We start from the raw sequence: 20,425 nt of genomic DNA, 5'->3' as shown, positions 1-20,425 counted from the left end.
ATAGATGGGAGACTAAATATGGAAGATAATAAAATGAACCGTAGTCTTAACTCAAGACACATTTCCATGATTGCTATAGGTGGTGCAATTGGGACTGGTCTATTTGTAGCTACTGGTAATATCATTTCTCAAGCTGGTCCTGGAGGCGCTATACTCGCTTATCTTGTTATTGGTGTCATGCTATATTTCTTAATGTCATCAATTGGAGAGTTGGCAACATTTTATCCAGTATCAGGTTCATTCAGCTCTTATTCAACACGCTTTATTGACTCATCTCTAGGCTTTACCATGGGATGGTTGTATTGGGCATTGTGGTCATTAGTTACAAGTGTTGATGTCATAGTAGCGTCAAATGTGCTTTATTTCTGGGACACATTTAAATTTTTCCACCCCATTACTTGGAGCTTAATCTTTATTACAATTTTACTATTATTAAACATTTTTTCTGTAAAATCATTTGGAGAAACTGAGTTTTGGTTATCATTGATTAAAGTGTTAACAATTATCGTATTCGTTATTTTTGGCTTTTTAATGATTTTTGGTATCTTAGGTGGTCATGCATATGGATTTGAAAACTATACAAAAGGCCAAGCACCGTTTGTTGGTGGTATCTCTGGTTTCTTAGGCGTATTATTAGTCGCCGGATTTTCGGTTGGTGGTACAGAAGTAGTAGCAGTAACTGCTGGTGAATCAGATGACCCTAAAAAGTCTATGCCTAAGGCAATTAAACAAGTATTTTGGCGTATTCTTTTATTCTATGTCTTATCAATTGCAGTAATTGGTGCAATTATTCCGTACACAGATCCATCATTATTAAGAGCAAGTAGTTCAATAAGTCAAAGCCCATTTACAATTGTATTCGATAGAGTAGGCATAGCCTTTGCAGCATCAGTAATCAACGCGGTTATTTTAACTTCATTATTATCCGCTGCAAATTCAGGTGTTTATACAACAGGAAGAATGTTGTATTCCTTAAGTTCAGACAAAAAAGCACCCCAATTTTTAAGTAAATTAAACAAGACAACAAAGTTACCTTTAAGAGCACTATTAACAACTTATGCAGTCGTTGTTATTGTTATTATTTATGCAAACTTTAATTCAAATGCCGTTTTTAATTTACTTGAAATTATTGGTTCAATGATTATAGTTGTTTGGGGATCAAGCATTTGGTCACAAATACGATTGCGACAAGCTATTAAAAAACAAGGTCAAGATCCTAATAAGGTTCTACCATATAAAGCACCTTTTTATCCATTAGGACCAATCATTGTCATCACTACGCTATTATTCTTGCTATTTGGTGGTTCAGTTGAATATATTTTAAAAGATCAATGGTTAAATGCTTTTAAAAACTTTTTACCTTTAATCATTCTAGCGTTGATTTACTTTATTCATAAAATCATTCACAAAACAAAATTTGTAAAGCTAGAAACAATTAATTTAAAACCACACGATTATGACAATCAAAAATAAATAAATAAATAAATTCTCACACGGCAGATGCTTTAGATTATCTATAGCATTTGCCGCTTTTTAATGGTGTAAAGCAGATATACTTTAATATCTTTTTCTAGTATAAAGTGTATTAACTAGTATTCTGTTTATATTTTATTATTACCATGTTACCATTCTTTATTTTAGATATTTTGCATATCGTGTATAATATAGATAACAATAACTTTTCAGGGGTGAAATTCAATGATTGGACAAACAAATTTATTTGATGATGTGCTAAAGCAAGATGAAAGATTTGTTATTGTAGTTCAAGCATTAGAAGAAAAGAACGGACAATTATTAAAGAGAACTTTAAGGGAATATCCCGGTTTAAACCATAAACAAATGAATGATTTATTTATGCACTTAAAGGAATTATTTTCCGAAGAATCATTTGCTGAAAACCAATCAGCGTTCAGTATTACAGTTTATACAAATTTAGATTATACTGCTGACCAAATATATGCTCATGTAAAACGTTTCAGAGGTAAGCATGACTGGACACAAACAGCTAAATAAAATCAAGATGCTTGCAGTGATTTTAACAATTAATGTTAGATTGTCACTGCATTTTTTAATGCATTCGTTATTATTCAGAATGATCAAATTTATTTATCTACCTTCAGTGACTAGTTAATACTTGATTTATTCAAAAAATATACATTTACTCTATTCGTTTGATATCATTACTAATCTAAAATATGTATTTCAAATCCTCCATAGTATAACTGAAGTCATTTTCACAAAAATAAAAAGCCTTAACCACAAGATATCTTATTCAAATATCATGTGTTAAGGCTTATTTTAAAATTTATAACAATTTTTTGAGCGCATGTGGAATACCATTTTCATTATGATCCAACGTAACTTCATTTGCATATTGCTTAAGTTCATCTGATGCATTCCCCATAGCAATAGCTAGACCTGCGACTTCAAACATTGATTTATCATTCATACTATCACCAAAAGCAATGACTTGATCCACCGAATATCCCAATTTGTGACATAACGCTTTAATTGCATTACCTTTTGAAACGTCTTTGGCCATAAATTCTAAGAAGAATGGCTTACTTGTCGTAGCATCTACATTATCATTGAACACACCATTCAAATCAATTCTAGCTTCTGTAATATTCGCTACATAATCTACACCCATGACCTTGGGTACATCGCCTTGAATATACGCTTTGATATCATCAACACGTTTCATCGGTAAACCTGTTAATTCTGCTTCAATATTCATATACTCATGTTCGCTGTCGTAAATAATTTGACCATCATGATATGTAAGAACGAAAAAGCCTCTATCTCGACAATAATCTACAATTTCATCGAAATCTTGCTTACCAATCGATTTACTTACTTCTACTTCTTCATTAGTCATGTTAATCGTTTTACTACCGTTATAACTAATAATATAGCTATGATGTTCAGGTAATTTTAAATCTCTAGCAGTTGGAATCATACCTTCAGTAGGTCTACCAGATGCTAAAACAACATAATAACCTTCATCTTGAATTGCTGTTAAATAATTTGCAGTTTCTTCTGATATCACATTATCTGAATTTAGCAATGTGTCATCCATATCTAAAACGACAACTTTATAATTTGTCATATCGCATTAAATCTCCTCTCTATTCTGCATTTAATACTATTTTACAATATAAAGCGTCTATTGGTATACAATTCGTTCTTTAACACCACTGATATTAATATCGACCAATTCAGAATGGCATGATACTACCTGACTATTTAAAGAGCGAACCAATTCCCCACTATTTTCTTTACGACTAAATATTAAAATAGTTGGTCCAGCACCACTAATTACAGTTGCATAGGCATTATGTTGAATAGCAATTGTTTTCACTTCATCAAATTCAGCAATTAAATGCTGACGATACGGTTCATGAAAGCCATCTTGTTGCATGAGTTTACCTGCTAATTCATAATTGTGCTGTGCTAATGCACAAATCATTGTATTACTAATTGCACTACTTTTAACCGCTTCACTATGTGTTAATTTTTGTGGTAAAGCACGTCTTGATGCTTCTGTTTTTAGTTCATAAGTTGGTATCGTTACAATCACATCCACGTCTGGTATGTCGATATGTGCAACTGACGTTTCTTTCGAGACATCATTATAATATCCAGCGATTAAACCACCATAAATGGTCGGCGCAACATTATCAGGATGTCCTTCGATTTCAGTCGCTAATTGTAATACCTCATGTTTAGACAGTTGGATATCACCAAAATAATTTGCGATATATATAGCTCCTACTAAAGCAGAAGCTGACGAACCTAACCCTCTTGCCAATGGAATATCACTTCTCATTTCGATACATAAATTAGGCAAGTCAACACTATATTTAGAAGCAACTTGTTGTGCTACATGATAAATAAAGTTTGTTTCGTCAGTAGGCAATTGCTTAGATGCATCATCATGGAAAATATATTCCCATTTTGTCCCTGATGTTTCCTTTACAGACAGATGCAAAAATTTATCTAAAGCCATACCTATAGAATCAAAGCCAACTCCAAGGTTGGCTGTTGATGCAGGAATTGTTAACTCCAAAACATTCGACATGTTATAAAGCTCCTTTAATATAATCGATAATGCTATCTTTATCATTTGGCAATGGCTTTATCGGATTATCTAGTAGTGAAATAGCAGTATCAGGATCTTTTAATCCATTACCAGTTAAAATAGCAACTACTTTTTTACCTTGAGGTAATTTACCTTGTCTATGCAATTTAATTAAACCTGCAATAGAAGCATTACTCGCTGGTTCACTAAAGACACCTTCTTTAGTTGTCATTAACTGATATGCTTCTAGAATTTCATCATCAGTAACACTATCTATTAATCCATTTGATTCTTTAAGAGCATTAGTCGCCTTATCCCAACTAGCAGGATTACCAATTCGAATAGCAGTTGCAATCGTTTCAGGATTTTTAATGACTTTATTTTGAACAATTGGTGATGCGCCTTCAGCTTGGAAGCCAAACATTTTCGGCAATTGTGATCCTTTAGCTTCATGATATTCTTTAAAGCCTTTCCAATATGCAGTAATATTACCTGCATTACCTACAGGAATCGCTAAAATATCAGGTGCTTCACCGTCTAATTGTTGTACAATTTCAAATGAGCCTGTCTTTTGTCCTTCGATTCTAAATGGATTGACAGAGTTTACAAGCTCGATTTCGCCACTTTTTGCAATTTCTTTTACAATTTCTAAAGCTTCATCAAAGTTTCCTTCAATAGAAACGATTTCTGCACCATACATTACTGCTTGCGACAATTTACCTAATGCAATTTTACCTTCTGGTATTACGACGATAGCTTTTAAACCTGCTCTCGCTGCATATGCTGCTGCAGACGCTGATGTATTTCCAGTCGAAGCGCATATTACAATTTTCTTACCTTGCTCTTTTGCTTTTGTCACAGCCATTACCATACCGCGATCTTTAAATGAACCTGTCGGATTGGCACCTTCATACTTCACATATAAATCTATACCTAGTATTTTAGACATATTTTCACAATGAATGAGTGGTGTATTTCCCTCGTTCAATGTTAATTTTGGTGTATTTTCATTTACTGGTAAATGTGCTTTAAACTCTTCTACTAATCCTTGCCATCTTCTCATTATAATTAAACTCCTTCTACTGGGTATACTTTGTCAACTTCGTATCCATGCTTAGTGATTAATTCTTCCGGTGATGATTCCAATCCAACTATAACAGCGGCATATGATTGATTATCGTAATTTGCAACTCTTAATGATCGGTGAAATGGTAATATTGCTTTTAACTCATTTTCAAAATTTTCAATTGAACCTTTGACATGATTCACTACTACAAAGAAATTGGATTTTTCTTTAATATTAATTTCTGCATCTGAATCCATCATTTCCCTTGTTTTATCTGTCTTTAATTCAAAATGTGGTGGCAATGTGTGTAAATCTGATTCAAAGAATAATGCTACATTCAATAAATCACTGACAACGGCACTACCTGTTGCTAAACTGCCTGCTCCTTTTCCATAAAACATCGTGTCACCAACAGCATCACCAATGACATAAATCGCGTTATATTCATCCTCTACAGCTGCTAATTGATGCTTTTTATCAATTAACGTTGGTTCTACCGATGCATTAACTTTGCCATTTTCATATATTCCCTTACCAATCAATTTAATTTTATACCCCAGTTGATCGGCTACATTAATATCAGTTAAAGTTACGCCACTAATTCCTCTTCGTTTAACGTCGTTTAATTTAATGACTTGGTTAAATGATAAATATGATGTAATGACAACTTTACGCGCTGCATCTACCCCTTCTACATCATCAGTTGGATCCGCTTCAGCAAAACCAAGTCTTTTCGCTTCATCAAGTGCTTCCTCAAATGTCGTTTGCTCTTTAGTCATTTTAGATAAAATAAAATTAGAGGTACCATTTAAAATTCCCATAAATTTTGAAATATTATTCGCATTCAAACCATTATTTATGGCATTTACGATCGGAATACCACCTGCTACACTCGCTTCAAACTTTAAAGCTACACCATTTTCTTCTGCTAAATCTTCTAAAAGTTTAAGATGTACTGCTAATAAATCTTTATTCGCGGTAATAACATGTTTTTTATTTTTAAGTGCTGTTCTTAACCAATCTACAGTTGGTTCAATTCCTCCCATGACTTCAACGATAATATCTAATGAATCATCATTTAAAATTTCATTAACATCTTCAGTTAAATGATATTGGCTAATATTTAGCGGTCTCTTTTTAGATTTATCTCGAACAAGAATATGCTTTATGACAATATCTTTATTTAATGTATCTTGAATTTGCTGTCGGTTCTCTTCGATGATTTTAACAACACCAGATCCGACAGTACCTAATCCTAATAATGCTATATTTAATTTTTTCATTTTATGTACCTCCGTTTGTGCTTTTGAGAAAAACAAATGTATTATTGAAAAACACTAGATGATAGTATAGTATAGAATTATTCTTTATTTTTGTAAAGTTCGTAATATTCAAAATATAAATACATAATATCATTCTTACTTACAAAACTGAATACAATTTTCTGATTTTTTAGAAAGGTTGGCATGCACTATGAAAGTTTCCAAATTCGGTGGTAGCTCCGTCTCCAATGCTACTCAAATTAAAAAGGTTTTAAATATTGTTAATTCTGATCCAGAGCGAAAGATTGTTATCGTTTCTGCTCCAGGTAAAAGACATGATAATGATATTAAAACAACTGATTTGTTAATCAGATTATATGAAAAGGTCATTAATCATCTTGATTATCATGATAAAAAAAGAGAAATTATTCAGCGTTATGATGATATTGTAAAAGAATTGCAAATGGATGAAAGTATTTTACGGACGATAGATATGACTTTGGAACATTATATTAATCAATTAAAAAATGAACCGAAGAGACTATTAGATGCATTACTTTCTTGTGGTGAAAATTTTAATGCGCAATTGATAGCTTTATATAATAATAGTCAAGGTATACCAACAAAATATATATCACCGAAGGAAGCGGGTATTTTTGTTACTGACGTCCCACAAGAAGCACAAATATTAGATAGTGCTTACTCTGAAATTAAAAAATTAAGAGATTATGATGAGAAACTAATTATCCCAGGATTTTTCGGCGTATCTCATGAAGGATATATAGTTACATTTCCACGTGGCGGATCAGATATAACTGGCGCCATCATATCAAGTGGTGTTAGAGCTACAATTTATGAAAATTTAACCGATGTGTCTGGTATTTATAAAGCTAATCCAAATATCATCAAAGATCCTGAATTAATCGAAGAAATCACTTATCGAGAAATGCGTGAATTATCTTATGCTGGTTTTAGTGTTTTCCATGATGAAGCCTTACAACCACTTTATAAAGATCGCATCCCTGTGGTGATTAAAAATACGAACCGCCCTCAAGATAAAGGTACATTTATAGTGCATGATAGAGAAATAAATGCGAAAAATGTGATTAGCGGTATAAGTTGTGATAAAGATTTTACCGTTATTAATATCAAAAAGTATTTAATGAATAGACAAGTCGGCTTTACTAGAAAGATATTAGGTGTCTTAGAGGATAATAATATTTCATTTGATCATATGCCTTCAGGTATTGATACTATCAGTATCGTTATGCGCTCAAAACAAATTCAAAATAAAGAAACAAAAGTATTAAATGAAATTCGTCAAAAATGTGATGTTGATGAGCTAAGTATTGAGCATGATTTAGCAATTTTAATGATTGTCGGCGAAGGTATGAATAAAGTCATCGGTACTGCAAATAAAATTACACATGCCTTAGCTGAATCAAAAATTAACTTAAAAATGATTAACCAAGGTGCTTCGGAAATCTCGATGATGTTTGGAATTCATGTAGATGATGCTGAAAAAGCTGTATTATCTACATATGAGTTTTGCTATCACGGGGTTGCATTAAAAAACTTGTGTGATAAAAACTAATATAAAAGCAATTCGTAACACATGTATTCAACTGCGTTATGAATTGCTTTTTCTTAATTATTTATTGTTCTCTGGATTGCATCCTTAATACGTTGCTCACCTACTACAAATTTTAAAATAAAAAATTGATAGTAGCTTAATGCATCTATGACACGTTTATAATTGGAATAATGATGATACTGATGGTGTTGCATTAAATCATACATTAGAACGATTTCCGGTTTAATATAATCCACATCCCAATTTAAACTATGGAAGTAAATGTTACTCTTAGGTATACGTATATTCGGATCCAATCTAAAAATCCATTCATCGTTTACTACATCATAAACGAAAATACTCATTATTGTTGTATCATCATATTGCACATAAACTTTTGCAATTTTTGAAAGTGATAAATCTTCTTTAGCTATTGCTTGATCTTGCTTATCTATGTATAGTAACGCATATGATTGCGGAATAACTTTCACAATATCACTTAAACGCTTACGTTCCACGCATATTTCAACAATAGAAGGTAATTTTAATTCATCATTTAAGAAAAGCTGCATGGCAACTTCACCGTGAAATTTAAATAATTGCGATGATGTTTTCATTAAATTGTCCACTAATTGTTCTTTAGCATTCATTTCATTCACTCTCAAATACACCTCCTAAGCAAGCGCTTTCACAAATATCATTATACATTTTAAAATTAATGAATTCAATCTTCAAAATACTATGAGTGACCTAATTCTGTCATTTAAATGACCGTTATAACATAAATTCGACATAAACTTGAATTCACGAATCTTTCACGTCATATTCATTGAACATCAATATCTGTCAGTTTATAATTTGATTATAACAATGATGAACTAAAATCAACTAATAAAAATGTGGGAAATTGAATAACAATTAATCTTTATTAATTATTATTGTATACAAAGTTAAAGAAGTCAAAAAGGATTGGTGAAAAAATGTCTTTTTATGTTGTACTTATCATTATCATTGTAGCATTAATTGGTATATTAGTTTTAAATCAAAGGTATAGTAATAGTAAAATAGATACCGAAGTTTATGCAAGAAAGCAACTTATTAAAAAGAACAAAGCATTAAGTGCAGAAAATGCTGAATTAAGAAGTCAAATGCTGAGTTCTAATAATGATGTTGGCCACCATGCATACAAAAATGCTAAAAGAGAATTACGCAAGATTTTAGATAGCTATCTCGAAAATGGTAAATTAAAATATTACGATATTATCGTTACAAGCAATTTAGCTACTAAACATCCGTTTTTCGAGTATGCACGTTCATTTGATTTTATCATTGTTTCAGATATCGGTTTAATAAACGTTGATGTAAAAAGCTGGGGTGAAAAAACATTTTATCACTTTGATGTACCTGATGAGCATGATACAGAAATAAGCAATAGTAATATTGAAAAAGTTGTCGGTCATTACATTAGCCAGCAATATCATGATCAGTTTAATTCATCAAGAAAGTCTATCTATACTTTTACAGAAACAGTTCAACCAAATCGTGTTATTTATGATTTTTATGACTATGATCCGTATCAATTAGCAGCTAATAATGCTAAAGCATTAAAGGATCATATTGAACAAAACTTTAACTTTAAAGTCCAAAGTACCGGTGTTATTTACTTTAGTGATGGTACAGTTAATATCATTCAAGGTTCTGAAGAAAGAGATAAATATGTTGATACCGTTTCAACAAAATCTTCGTTACGACGTATTATTAGCGAAGCCATAGAGCTATCTAAACACCCTTTAAATAAAGAACAGGTTGATCAAATCACAGCTATATTCAAGTAAAATCAAAGGCATAATAATCCATTACGCTCGATACGCACTATGGTTATTATGCCTTTAAATTATTTCTTTATATAAATTTATGGTAATAATAAATCGATGCTTCAAGTATATTTTACTTTAATATATATAATCACCTATTTAATTATTTACTCCAAATATTTAATTTCTGTTGTTTAGCTTTATTTTGTGCTTCTATAAATACATTTCTATATTTGCCATTTGGTGAAAAATACTTCTCTCTAGCAAGTCCCTTTTCCACTAATTCCTTATTGTACATACGATCTTTACTTATCCATACATACGCCAATGTTCTACCATAGCGATCTTGTTTTTCTTTATCATATTCTAAATAAACATCTTGATTTGTTAATGTCTTCTTACTATAATTTGATGCTTCTTTGCCAAATGGTTGTACAGGCGTATTCGGTTTCACCGTTTCTGGCGTATCAACCCCTATAAGCCTAACTTTAATTTCTTTACCATTTTGATTTGCAATAAATGTATCACCATCCACAACTCTTTGAACATGTACTTTATCTTTACCATTTAAATCTTGTACAGTTTCATAATTTGTTCCCTTTTTAAAAGGACCCGTATGATTCATAAATTGAAATGCTAATACACCTACAATAATGATGGCTACCACAATCATAGCAAGCGATTTATTTGACTTCATTTTGCCACCTACTTCTCTTTTTTCATTCCGATTAATCATATAAAAGTTAAGAAATATCGTCAATAGCCATATCTACATATTTCAATATTTTGGAAAGCTATAGCATGATATAATGTTATTGTTAAGGAGTGAAAATGAATGAACATTTCAAATGAAAATACAGTCACATTAATTGCAGTAATTATCGCAATTATTATTGGTATTTTCCTACAAATATTTTTCAAATTACCATTAATAGTGACGGCAGTACTATCAATTTTATTGGGTATCTTTGCAGGCTTTATCGTTTACCTGATTGTTTCGTTTTATAATAAACGAAAACATTAGTTAACAAATCTAACTTGCGAGTACCAAAATAAAAGTATTGAGTAAGATTTTGATTATTGACTCACTTTCAAAGTCTCTTAAATCAAAACACTCAATACTTTTTTGTTTATATTTAGATCCAACCTTTTTCATTTGCCTTTTTCCAAGCATCAAAACGATTATCTGCAAATAATTTATCAATTATAACAGATGTATAATTTCTAACTGTTCCATCTGTCAAAAATAATTTTTCACTTATTTCTTTACTACTTAAACCATTGCCAATTTCCCTTAATACAATTTGTTCTTTGGGCGTTAATGGGTTTTTATCTACAAAAAATGAAGTCATCAATGTGGCGCTATATTCTTTCTCTCCGTTATTTACTTTATTAATGGTTTCCACCAATTCTTCTATAGAACGTTCTTTTAAAACATATGCATCCACATCATTCACAACTGCTTTTTCAAAGTATCCCGGTCTTTTAAAAGTTGTTACAATAATCACTTTAATATTCAAATGCTTTTTTCTAATTTCCGCTAAAACTTCAAGTCCAGTCATGCCTGGCATTTCTATATCTAAAATAACAACGTTAGGATTATATTCTTCAATAAGTTTCATTGCATCGAGACCATTATCAGTATCTGCTAAAATTTCAAAATCACCATGTAGTTTAATTAATTGAACCATTGCCTGTCGTAACATATTTTGATCTTCTGCAATAATTAAAGATGTCATGCTATTCCTCCTGTTGAGATTTCAATGATTATTTTAGTTCCATTTGTTGAGTCGACTGCTAAAGTTCCATTTAAATGTTGTACACGCTGTGAAATACTTTTCACCTCACAATCACTATCGATACCTTTGCCATCATCTTCAATCATAAGCAGTAATTTATGATTGTTTACAGTTTTTAATTTACCATGAACTTTTGAAGCATTTGCATGTTTAATAACATTATTTATCGCTTCACGCGTAATCATAACTAACATAGATTGTTTAGTAGGACTTAATACTTGCGCTAATTCTTTATTTTCAAATGTAAAATCAATATCAGCATCTTTTAAAACTTTACGTATACTATCAATCTCTTCAATAAATGATGGTAATTTTACATCATCAATAATTTCTCGAACTTTGTTCAATGATTCACGAGATAATTTATTAATTGCTAATAATTCAGCTTTTACTTTTTCTACATCAGTATCTATTAGTTTATAAGCTAATTCTGATTTTAATGATAAACTTGCAAACACATGCCCTAACGTATCATGTAAGTCTTGACCAATTCTATGTCGCTCTTGTTCAGCAATTAATGTATTAATATGTCTATTTTTTTCTGCTATTTCTTTTTGATATTCACGGTTTTTCATTTTTTTAAAATTATCTAGCATTATTAACGATATAACGACATAATAAACCATCATTGCAACAAAATAGTTGTTATACAATAAGTACGTTATTATTGTACATATAATCATTGTTAGTATGAAAAGATTAGTTGCCGTTTTTTTAACATTATTTTTAAAAGTAAATGGAACGGCAAAAGCACTATAAAAGAAAAACAAACTTAGCATTGGATGTACACTGAAAACAAAATAACAAATAATAAAATAATGAATAATCAACAAAATGTAAAACATTAATGTATTAAGTCTATTATTTACTATAACTAATATAAGATACGACAACGAAAAGACAATGACTGATATAATATACAACCATTTGGGACCATATACTTCATTAAAAAATATACCGGCAATAGGAAAAATCAGATAAAGTATAGACGATATTTCAGCAATTGAAGTATCTTTTAAAAATTTCATATTTTATTCCGCCCTTTTAAAATGACTAATACAATATACTGCTATTATACTCCCTAAAGCATACAAGAGTATTATAGCAAATGATATTAAATTGATATGATGATTTGAAGCAATATCTACACCTAGTTTACGCAAATGATAGCTCGGTAAAACATGAGCAACATGTTGAAGCCAATTTGGAAATGTGTTTATCGGAAACCACAATCCACCTAATACTGCTAAACCAATTGTTACGATATTAGCTAAAGCACTTGTTTTTTGAATATCATTTAACAAAGAAAATAATATGCCAAAAGTTATTAATAGAGACGCACCTAACCATAAAAATATTCCTGACTCTAACCATTGAACTGCACTCATTGCAACACCTTTATAAAAATGTCCAACCATAAAAATAACTAATATCGCTATTGCAAATTGCAGCATAGTTTTCACTACTTTTGAAATATAATAACTAGTAAAAGTAAATGGTGTTACCATTAATCTTTGGCGCCATTCATTTTGTTTTTCATTAATAATATCTAATGGAAAAGTTAGTAAACTAAAACTTAACAAACTATAAACCGTCATACTATACATATACTCTTTATAAAATTTAGGTTTAACATCTTCCGGCAAATTCAATATCGAAGTAAATAATATATAGAAAATAACAGGAAATAAAATAGATAATATTAATGTTGTTTTTTTACGCAGTATAACTTTAAATTCGATTTTCAAGTAACTTAGTATCATAATTAGATCCCCTTTGCTTTTTATTGTTGAAGTATGAATCAACAATTGAGACTTTTTGTATTTCAATATCATCCAAATTAATATGAAGTTGTTGAAGATATAAAATCGTATCATTTACATTTGAAGTAATAATTTTGATAGTGCCATTATGATTTTTTTGAATAACTAAATCATCTTTATCTGGTTTTAACTTTCTTTTATATTCATCGGATAACGTAATCTGAGATTGCTGATTGGTTCTAATATGTGACGTTGAATCATTAAGTTTGATTTCTCCATTTTCAATGAGAATAATTTTGTCTGACATACGTTCGACTTCTTCAATATAGTGCGATGTATAGAGTATCGTTCGATTATCTTCTTTTAAATTTTCAATAATTGACCAAAAATATTCTCTAATTTCTATATCCATAGTCGATGTTGGTTCATCTAATAAGATCAATTGTGGTTGTCCGATTAAAGATAATACAAAATCGAGTAATCGTTGTTGACCACCAGAAAGTTTATTTACAAATTGGTTCAGTTGACTAGAATCAAATTTCGTCAGTTCTATTATTTCTTCCAATGGTAATGGATTTTCGTAAAATGATTGATATAAGTTGATAATCTCAATAACCTTTAATTGATCTGGAAACATCGTTTTTTGGAACATTATACTGCGATTTTCACTTTGTAATAACTTGTCTTTATCAAATATCTCACCAGAATTAGCATTAACATTACCAATTAATATATCAATTAACGTTGACTTTCCAGCACCATTTTTTCCAATTAAAGCGATACATTTACCTTGTTCAATATCGAACGAAATATTTTTTAGAACACATCTTTTATTAAATGACTTGTTGATATTAGATATTTGAATCAATTTAATCACCTCTATTTTTTTCTTAATTTAATATTAGTAAATTTATTTGATTTAAAATAGGATACTTTGTCATAGATTTGAAATGACAAATGTCATCATTAGATTTACATAACATATTTATCGTTATTTAATTTTGGATAAAATAAAAAGAGCCTCTATAATCGAGACTCCTTACAAATAAATTATAAAATTGGCGAAACTAATTTTGCTAACGATTCTTTGAATTTAACAGACAGCGGTCTATTGGCATATGATTCTTCAGTAAGTTGTTTTGATTTTGTAATATCATGTTCATAAGCCACCCTTAAATCTTTAGCAAGCTTTTCATCATATACAAAAGCATTGACTTCAAAATTCAATTCAAAACTTCTAAAATCCATATTAGCTGTTCCGACTGAAACCATTTCATCATCTATCAAACACATTTTAGAATGTATAAATCCATTTTCATACGTGTAAATTTTTACGCCACTAGATAGTAAATCTGAAGCATTTGAATATGTCGCCCAATATACTAATGGATGATCTGGCTTACATGGAATCATTAAATGTACATCTACACCTGATTTAGCAGCAATTTTAATGGCATTTATATATGAATTATCCGGAATGAAATATGGTGATTGTAAATATACAGATTTCTTTGCACTCATAATCATTTTTGTATAACCGTATTCAATTTGATGCCAGTCACTAGCCGGGCCACTTGCAGCTATTTGAATTGGTGAATTGCCCAATGGTCCGTTCTTTTTAGGGAAATACTTAACATCATATTCAAATTGTGGACGGTGCGCTTGCGAATTCCAGTCTAAAATAAATCGCAACTGCAGTGCATCAACCGCATCCCCTTGTATACGTAAATGCGTATCTCTCCAATATCCTAATTTTCCTAATCCTAGATATTCATCACCAATGTTAAATCCTCCGACATAACCTAGTTGACCATCGATTACGATGATTTTTCTATGATTTCTATTATTCATTCTGAAATTCAATAACGGTAATTTTGAAGCAAAAAATGCTTCAACTTCTCCACCTAACGATTTAAAATGATCAAAATTTGCCATCTTAACATTTTTAGATCCAACATCATCATATAATATTTTTACTTCTAGACCTTGTTTCAATTTTTCTTCTAAAGCATGTAAAATTCTTTTACCTAAACCATCTAAAGCGAAAGTATAGTACTCTAAATGGATATATTCTTTTGCATTTTTAATATCTTTTAAAACTTGATCATATAAATCATTTCCTTCAATGAAATGATCAACTTTATTATTTTCAGTTAAAAAACCATCTTGATCCATCAAAAGCATACGTACTAAATCATGATGTTTTTGAACTTGTTTGTTATCAGTACCATAATTACCTTTATCAAAGCTTTCTATTTGTTGTTTTAAAAGTCCATCGAAATCCGTTAACACGTTACCATTGTTTTTATTCAATTTGCGTGCCGAAACGGTTCTACCAAAAAACAAGTAAAGAATAAAACCAATCAATGGTAAGACAAAAAGTACAAATAACCACGCCCATGTCGAACTGGCTGTACGTCTATTTCTTTCTAAAAAAATAATAATAAACGCAAGTACCAAATTAATGATAAAGGCAATTGCTAAAATAATGGTAAAAAGTGTTCCTAAATCATTTGAAAATGAAAATTGCATAGTTTATTTCTCCTATAAAGAAAGGCACAAAAAACTTTTGTACCTTTCGTTCCAGATTATTTATTTACAGATAGAGTTAATATTGCATTAAACTCTTCTTCATTATTTGGAAATGTTCTTTCTTCAATTTCTTTTATTGTAATATTTACTAATTTCAAATTTGCAGCTTCTTCAGAACCTAAAAATTCGTTAATATTTGATTCTAATAATTCTAAAGTCTCAGCTGTAAAAGTTTTAAGTTTAATTTGTTCCATTTAAATCCCCTCTTTTCTCTATTTCCTAAATCATAGAACTTTTAACAGTAAAATTCAATCATTAATACATGTGTTCCAGCATGAAAAGTCGCTATGATTAAAAATTAATTAATTTTCTTAATGTATTGTTTGATGTATAATATATTTATTCAACTTCGCGATAATGCGATACAAACTTTAACAATTCACAATACATTTTAAATATCGAACTAGTTTTGAAATTAGTTTATCATATTAAAATGCTGATATTAGTTTTAGGGGGAAATGTAGTGATCTCATTTGAAAATGATTATTTAGAAGGTGCTCATGAAAAAGTATTAAAACGATTAGTAGATACAAATCTTGTACAAGCTTCGGGATATGGCTTTGATCAATTCACAGCTCAGGCAATTGAAAAGATTAAAGATACAATTGATTGTCCAAATGCTACTATCCGTTTTTTAGTAGGTGGAACGCAAACCAATCAGGTTGTTATTAATTCAATGTTAGAAAGTTACGAAGGGGTTATTTCAGCAGACACTGGTCATGTTGCTGTGCATGAGGGCGGTGCAATTGAATATAGTGGACATAAAGTAATTACTATACCCTCTAAGGAAGGAAAAGTTAGTGCTTCAGATGTTGAAACTTACATGGAGACATTTAAAAGTGATTTTAAAAAGGACCATATGGTATTCCCAGGAATGGTATATATTTCTCATCCTACAGAATATGGCACATTATACTCTAAATCAGAATTGAAAGAGTTATGTAAAGTATGTAAGCAATATCAGCTTCCATTATTTATGGATGGTGCACGATTAGGGTATGGATTGATGAGTGACCAATCAGATATGACTATTAAAGACATCGCTAAATATTGTGATGTATTTTATATAGGTGGTACGAAGATAGGTGCATTATGCGGGGAAGCCATTGTTTTTACGAAAAATAATGAACCGAAACAATTTACCACTCGAATCAAGCATCACGGTGCCCTTCTAGCAAAAGGACGGTTAACAGGCATACAATTTTTAGAATTATTTACGGACAATTTATATTTTAATATAAGCAGACATGCTATCGAAATGGCAAATAAGATGAAAGACGGGTTTATAAATAAAGGCTATCGTCTTTACTTTGATTCTCCAACCAATCAACAATTTTTTATTTTAAGTAACGAAAAAATAGCAGAGTTAGAACAAAAAGTTAAATTTGCTATTTGGGAAAAATACGATGATCAACATCGTGTTGTTAGATTCGCAACCAGCTGGGCGACAACCGAAGAAAATTTAAATAAACTATTAGAATTAATCTAATAATGCTGTTATATGTCATCTGGCAAATCATTTATTAATTAATCAAGATCAGTTGAGTAGTTGTGTTTATTTATATATGAAACTGCTCATTTGTAGCCGTTGATGATATAAAATTACATTATTCCAAAACAAGGTACTACAGATTATTGAGTATCTTGTTTTATTTTATATATTTAAAAATGTTAATTTGTGCTGTATTTACTTTAATTTGACGAGATTTGAGAAGTATTATGATGGTTATAGTTATTTTTTGAAAGTGATGTATTAACAATCGAATTACTAAGTATATATTTGTAAGAATATCTATGTTTAGTTTAAATGAAATGCACTATTTAAGTTTTTAATATGGAGATGTTTGTGACTTTTCGATGATTAAGATTTTTATAGGTGTGCATCATTTCAAATAAACTTTGTGTTTAAAATTTAGCTTAGGAAATCGATAGGTTTAGATGAGGATATTGTTGAAGGTGTCTGTATTGTATCCTTAGTTGTTATAAAAGCCCAAAAATAGCACCGCTTTCTCTTTATCTGTGTAGAAAGGATGCTATTCTGTAATTATTTGTATGTCTTTAATATCTGATTCATCAATAGAATAAAAACCTAAATCTGTTTCTAAATCCATGCAATAGTTACCAGAATCACTTTCTAACGGATTTTCAAAATCTATAACAAAACCTTTTAATTTTTCATCATTTTTTAGTGTAACTATAACATTTTTACGATATACATCTTTGATTAACATTTTACTTCTCCTTACTTACAAATGGTACTATATGAGAACCAGTTTTGGAATAATGTATTTTACCATATGCAGCATTAATATATTTTCCACATGCATAAGCTTTTCCTATAGTTTTTTCGAAATTAATTATTTCCTTACGATTAAATCCAAATTTATCCACTAATATTTTGCCAGTCATTGAACATTTCTTTAATAAATCATTTAATTCTTCTATAGAGAGTATTGTATAGCTAGGAAACCTCTCATCATTCTGCAATGCATAAATTTTATTTTTTAAATATAATTTATGACCTAAAAAATATCTATTCTGTTTTTCAGGATTTATTTCTATTTTTATTTTACCACTTTCAATCATTTCTTTAACTTTAAATATTTTTCCGTTGAGTGAATAACATTTTAATAAATAGTTAAAATTGGGTGTAAAATAGCACCTCAATCGTTTATTACAAAAGTATACTTATTTTAAAACTTCAATATATTTGATTTGGCTTTCATCAAAATCATATAAATCTATTCCGTCATCTAAATGTATAGAATCTTCTCCACTTTCGTTATCTATTTCATCGTCATAATTTGTAACTTCTCCAATAAATTTTTGCCCATTAGTTAACTCGATCAATACTTTTTTACCAATGTAAGTCCATAATTTCAATCTTTAACATCCTTTCCATTTGGGATTATGCGGCTCCCAGATTTTGAATAATGCACTGTGTCCCATTGAGTAATTATTAACATTCCATCAATATAGTCTTTCCCTATAATTTTTCCAACTTATTTATATTCGCTATTCTCCACCAAATTCTTTTAAATATGTTAACTTTTGTGATTCTGCTATTATAGTAAATAGTTAAAAAAGTGTATAAAAAAAACCAGCTTCTCTTTATCTGTGTAGAAAGGATGCTATTTTGTAATTATTTTAATAATCTAATACTTTTTATCTCAGTTTCATCAAACGAATAAACAGCAAAATCAGTCTGTATATCTACAACAAGATTTCCTGTTTCGCTCTCGAATTCATTTTCATAGTCAGTTACAAACCCTTCGTATTCTTCATTATTCAAAAGCGTAATAATAACATCTTTACGATATGCATCTTCAATTCTCAATACTTTTCACCTACTTATCAATATAAGGTACTATATGAGCACCTGTCTTCGAATAATGCACTTTTCCCTTTATGGTTTCAATATACACATTTTCGATATGTATTTTTCCAATAATTTGATTAAAATTAATAATCTCTTTCAAATCAAATCGCTCATCACTTAATATTAGATTGCCTGTTGACATTTTTCTCTTAACAATTCACACAATAAATCTATAGAAAGTATTGTATAGCTAGGCAATTTCTTTTTATTTAAAATGGCTCTTTTTTTATTTTCATTATATAGGTGATGACCTAATATATATCTATTTTATTTTCCGCAATTTATTTCTATTTTTATTTTACCATTTTTAATCATTTCTTTCATCTGGTTTTTAGCTTTTTCCTGTAATTATGCTTCTTTTACTTCTACTTGATATTTACCTTCACGCTCTTTAAAGAACTTGTCCCGCCAATTGCCAACATGTGGCATTGTGGTACTTCTACACCAAGGATGCATAGGTGGAGCATTCACACCTGGTATCATATCTTTAACTTTAAATATTTTTCCGTTAAGTGAATGACATAATTTAGATGTTTTACTATCTATTTTGGCAACATATTTATATTCGCCATCTTCACCAAGTTCTTTTAAATATGTTAACTTTTGTGATTCTGCATTTTCAGTAAATAGTTAAAAAAGCGTATAAAAATAGCACCACTTTCTCTTTATCTGTGTAGAAAGGATGCTATTGATATTTAGACTTTGATTGATTAATTTCTTTTTCTAATTCTTCTTTCTTCGATAATTCATCCATATGCTTAAAAAAATCTTCTATAGAAATGTAACCATCTAATTGTTGAATTGACATAATGTATTACTCCTATTTGTCCTTTCGTTTTATATATGTTTTATTATAAAGTTGCTTTAGAATATTATCAACTATCGCTTCATTATTTCTCATAGTTATAGATTGTTTTATATCTTTCATAATTTTATAAACTTGAGACTGATTATATAATGAAGTTTTACTTATATGTTTTACTACACTATAGTTAGTAACAATAGTCGTTGTTTGGATAGATTTATTTCCAATAAACATCTTTAAACCATTCAATGAAAATCCTGATTGTCCAGGATGGTTATGTAACATAACAAT

Annotated in this window: 25 protein-coding genes and 1 pseudogene; 7 read left to right on the top strand and 19 right to left on the bottom strand. The window is 29.9% G+C overall.

Translation table 11 applies throughout. The features are described from left to right. The first annotated feature begins 18 nt into the window (after positions 1-18). The 3 genes from KI230_RS06630 to KI230_RS06620 all read left to right on the top strand — a co-directional run bounded on the left by KI230_RS06630 (position 19) and on the right by KI230_RS06620 (position 2,013). Positions 19-1,473 carry an amino acid permease gene (locus tag KI230_RS06630; protein ID WP_000389954.1) on the top strand — a complete coding sequence of 485 codons (1,455 nt, stop codon included), beginning with the start codon at positions 19-21 and terminating at the stop codon, positions 1,471-1,473. 146 nt (positions 1,474-1,619) lie between these two features. Next, positions 1,620-1,724, top strand: a complete 105-nt coding sequence (locus tag KI230_RS06625) for a hypothetical protein (RefSeq protein WP_001791424.1) — start codon at positions 1,620-1,622, stop codon at positions 1,722-1,724. Beyond that, positions 1,699-2,013: a hypothetical protein gene (locus KI230_RS06620; RefSeq protein ID WP_000580198.1), complete on the top strand. Its 315-nt coding sequence runs from the start codon at positions 1,699-1,701 to the stop codon at positions 2,011-2,013. The genes KI230_RS06625 and KI230_RS06620 overlap by 26 nt, the downstream gene beginning before the upstream one ends. Positions 2,014-2,305: 292 nt before the next feature. Here KI230_RS06620 and KI230_RS06615 read toward each other — a convergent pair whose 3' ends face one another. From KI230_RS06615 to KI230_RS06600, 4 genes are read right to left on the bottom strand one after another with little or no spacing between them, the layout of a single operon-like run. Further along, positions 2,306-3,109 carry a Cof-type HAD-IIB family hydrolase gene (locus KI230_RS06615; protein ID WP_000186313.1) on the bottom strand — a complete coding sequence of 268 codons (804 nt, stop codon included), beginning with the start codon at positions 3,107-3,109 and terminating at the stop codon, positions 2,306-2,308. Positions 3,110-3,166: 57 nt separating this feature from the next. Then, entirely contained in the window at positions 3,167-4,081 is a 915-nt protein-coding gene (gene thrB, locus KI230_RS06610) for a homoserine kinase (protein ID WP_000073182.1), read from the bottom strand. A 1-nt stretch (position 4,082) separates the two neighbouring features. Next, positions 4,083-5,144, bottom strand: coding sequence for a threonine synthase (gene thrC / locus KI230_RS06605; RefSeq protein WP_001255460.1), 1,062 nt, complete (start codon positions 5,142-5,144; stop codon positions 4,083-4,085). A 5-nt stretch (positions 5,145-5,149) separates the two neighbouring features. Continuing rightward, on the bottom strand, positions 5,150-6,430 hold the full coding sequence (locus tag KI230_RS06600; RefSeq protein WP_000735864.1) for a homoserine dehydrogenase: 1,281 nt from the start codon (positions 6,428-6,430) through the stop codon (positions 5,150-5,152). A 190-nt stretch (positions 6,431-6,620) separates the two neighbouring features. Here KI230_RS06600 and KI230_RS06595 point away from each other — a divergent pair, with 190 nt between their 5' ends. Further along, positions 6,621-8,003 carry an aspartate kinase gene (locus tag KI230_RS06595; protein ID WP_214958352.1) on the top strand — a complete coding sequence of 461 codons (1,383 nt, stop codon included), beginning with the start codon at positions 6,621-6,623 and terminating at the stop codon, positions 8,001-8,003. Between the two features lie 53 nt (positions 8,004-8,056). On the opposite strand, the gene KI230_RS06590 is transcribed toward KI230_RS06595, so the two are convergent. Continuing rightward, entirely contained in the window at positions 8,057-8,632 is a 576-nt protein-coding gene (locus tag KI230_RS06590; protein WP_001803470.1) for a hypothetical protein, read from the bottom strand. A gap of 330 nt (positions 8,633-8,962) precedes the next feature. Here KI230_RS06590 and KI230_RS06585 point away from each other — a divergent pair, with 330 nt between their 5' ends. Beyond that, positions 8,963-9,817 (top strand): hypothetical protein, encoded by an 855-nt coding sequence (locus KI230_RS06585; RefSeq protein ID WP_000011823.1) that lies wholly within the window; start codon positions 8,963-8,965, stop codon positions 9,815-9,817. 142 nt (positions 9,818-9,959) lie between these two features. Here the strand turns inward: KI230_RS06585 and nucI are convergent, their stop codons facing one another. Next, entirely contained in the window at positions 9,960-10,493 is a 534-nt protein-coding gene (gene nucI / locus KI230_RS06580) for a thermonuclease NucI (protein WP_214958351.1), read from the bottom strand. 138 nt (positions 10,494-10,631) lie between these two features. On the opposite strand from nucI, the gene KI230_RS06575 reads away from it, so the two are divergent. Beyond that, positions 10,632-10,820 carry a hypothetical protein gene (locus tag KI230_RS06575; protein ID WP_001027139.1) on the top strand — a complete coding sequence of 63 codons (189 nt, stop codon included), beginning with the start codon at positions 10,632-10,634 and terminating at the stop codon, positions 10,818-10,820. 112 nt (positions 10,821-10,932) lie between these two features. On the opposite strand, the gene KI230_RS06570 is transcribed toward KI230_RS06575, so the two are convergent. The 6 genes from KI230_RS06570 to KI230_RS06545 form a co-directional block, all read right to left on the bottom strand. Continuing rightward, entirely contained in the window at positions 10,933-11,535 is a 603-nt protein-coding gene (locus tag KI230_RS06570) for a response regulator (protein ID WP_000202390.1), read from the bottom strand. After that, on the bottom strand, positions 11,532-12,623 hold the full coding sequence (locus KI230_RS06565; RefSeq protein WP_000670307.1) for a sensor histidine kinase: 1,092 nt from the start codon (positions 12,621-12,623) through the stop codon (positions 11,532-11,534). The genes KI230_RS06570 and KI230_RS06565 overlap by 4 nt, the downstream gene beginning before the upstream one ends. Positions 12,624-12,626: 3 nt before the next feature. After that, positions 12,627-13,358, bottom strand: a complete 732-nt coding sequence (locus KI230_RS06560) for an ABC transporter permease (RefSeq protein WP_000603963.1) — start codon at positions 13,356-13,358, stop codon at positions 12,627-12,629. Continuing rightward, the gene (locus KI230_RS06555) at positions 13,327-14,235 is read right to left on the bottom strand and encodes an ABC transporter ATP-binding protein (RefSeq protein WP_072384901.1); all 909 of its coding nucleotides are present in this window, start codon (positions 14,233-14,235) and stop codon (positions 13,327-13,329) included. Before KI230_RS06555 ends, KI230_RS06560 begins: the two co-directional genes overlap by 32 nt. A gap of 173 nt (positions 14,236-14,408) precedes the next feature. Continuing rightward, positions 14,409-15,890, bottom strand: a complete 1,482-nt coding sequence (gene cls / locus KI230_RS06550) for a cardiolipin synthase (protein WP_214958350.1) — start codon at positions 15,888-15,890, stop codon at positions 14,409-14,411. A 56-nt stretch (positions 15,891-15,946) separates the two neighbouring features. Continuing rightward, positions 15,947-16,144, bottom strand: coding sequence for a hypothetical protein (locus tag KI230_RS06545; RefSeq protein ID WP_000435070.1), 198 nt, complete (start codon positions 16,142-16,144; stop codon positions 15,947-15,949). A 269-nt stretch (positions 16,145-16,413) separates the two neighbouring features. Here KI230_RS06545 and KI230_RS06540 point away from each other — a divergent pair, with 269 nt between their 5' ends. Continuing rightward, positions 16,414-17,439 (top strand): threonine aldolase family protein, encoded by a 1,026-nt coding sequence (locus tag KI230_RS06540; protein ID WP_000622704.1) that lies wholly within the window; start codon positions 16,414-16,416, stop codon positions 17,437-17,439. Between the two features lie 544 nt (positions 17,440-17,983). Here KI230_RS06540 and KI230_RS06535 read toward each other — a convergent pair. The 7 genes and pseudogenes from KI230_RS06535 to KI230_RS13835 all read right to left on the bottom strand — a co-directional run bounded on the left by KI230_RS06535 (position 17,984) and on the right by KI230_RS13835 (position 20,137). Continuing rightward, a complete protein-coding gene (locus KI230_RS06535; protein ID WP_000905625.1) occupies positions 17,984-18,181 on the bottom strand; it encodes a hypothetical protein in 198 nt (65 codons plus the stop codon). Between the two features lies 1 nt (position 18,182). Continuing rightward, complete coding sequence (locus KI230_RS06530; RefSeq protein WP_000572947.1) at positions 18,183-18,536, bottom strand: polymorphic toxin type 50 domain-containing protein; 354 nt, start codon at positions 18,534-18,536, stop codon at positions 18,183-18,185. Between the two features lie 102 nt (positions 18,537-18,638). After that, positions 18,639-18,833, bottom strand: a complete 195-nt coding sequence (locus tag KI230_RS06525) for an LSm family protein (protein ID WP_000780596.1) — start codon at positions 18,831-18,833, stop codon at positions 18,639-18,641. Further along, positions 18,830-18,940, bottom strand: coding sequence for a hypothetical protein (locus KI230_RS13840; RefSeq protein ID WP_285801376.1), 111 nt, complete (start codon positions 18,938-18,940; stop codon positions 18,830-18,832). Before KI230_RS13840 ends, KI230_RS06525 begins: the two co-directional genes overlap by 4 nt. A gap of 152 nt (positions 18,941-19,092) precedes the next feature. Then, on the bottom strand, positions 19,093-19,287 hold the full coding sequence (locus KI230_RS06520; protein ID WP_001217295.1) for a hypothetical protein: 195 nt from the start codon (positions 19,285-19,287) through the stop codon (positions 19,093-19,095). A 10-nt stretch (positions 19,288-19,297) separates the two neighbouring features. Next, positions 19,298-19,944 (bottom strand): annotated as a pseudogene (locus KI230_RS13765) (minor capsid protein); the annotation flags it as partial. Positions 19,945-20,014: 70 nt separating this feature from the next. Beyond that, the gene (locus tag KI230_RS13835; protein ID WP_000027399.1) at positions 20,015-20,137 is read right to left on the bottom strand and encodes a hypothetical protein; all 123 of its coding nucleotides are present in this window, start codon (positions 20,135-20,137) and stop codon (positions 20,015-20,017) included. Positions 20,138-20,425 lie beyond the last annotated feature (288 nt).

It is taken from the genome of Staphylococcus sp. MZ3 (genome assembly GCF_018622755.1).
GTDB lineage: Bacteria > Bacillota > Bacilli > Staphylococcales > Staphylococcaceae > Staphylococcus > Staphylococcus aureus.
This window is presented reverse-complemented; position numbering and strand designations above follow the sequence as displayed.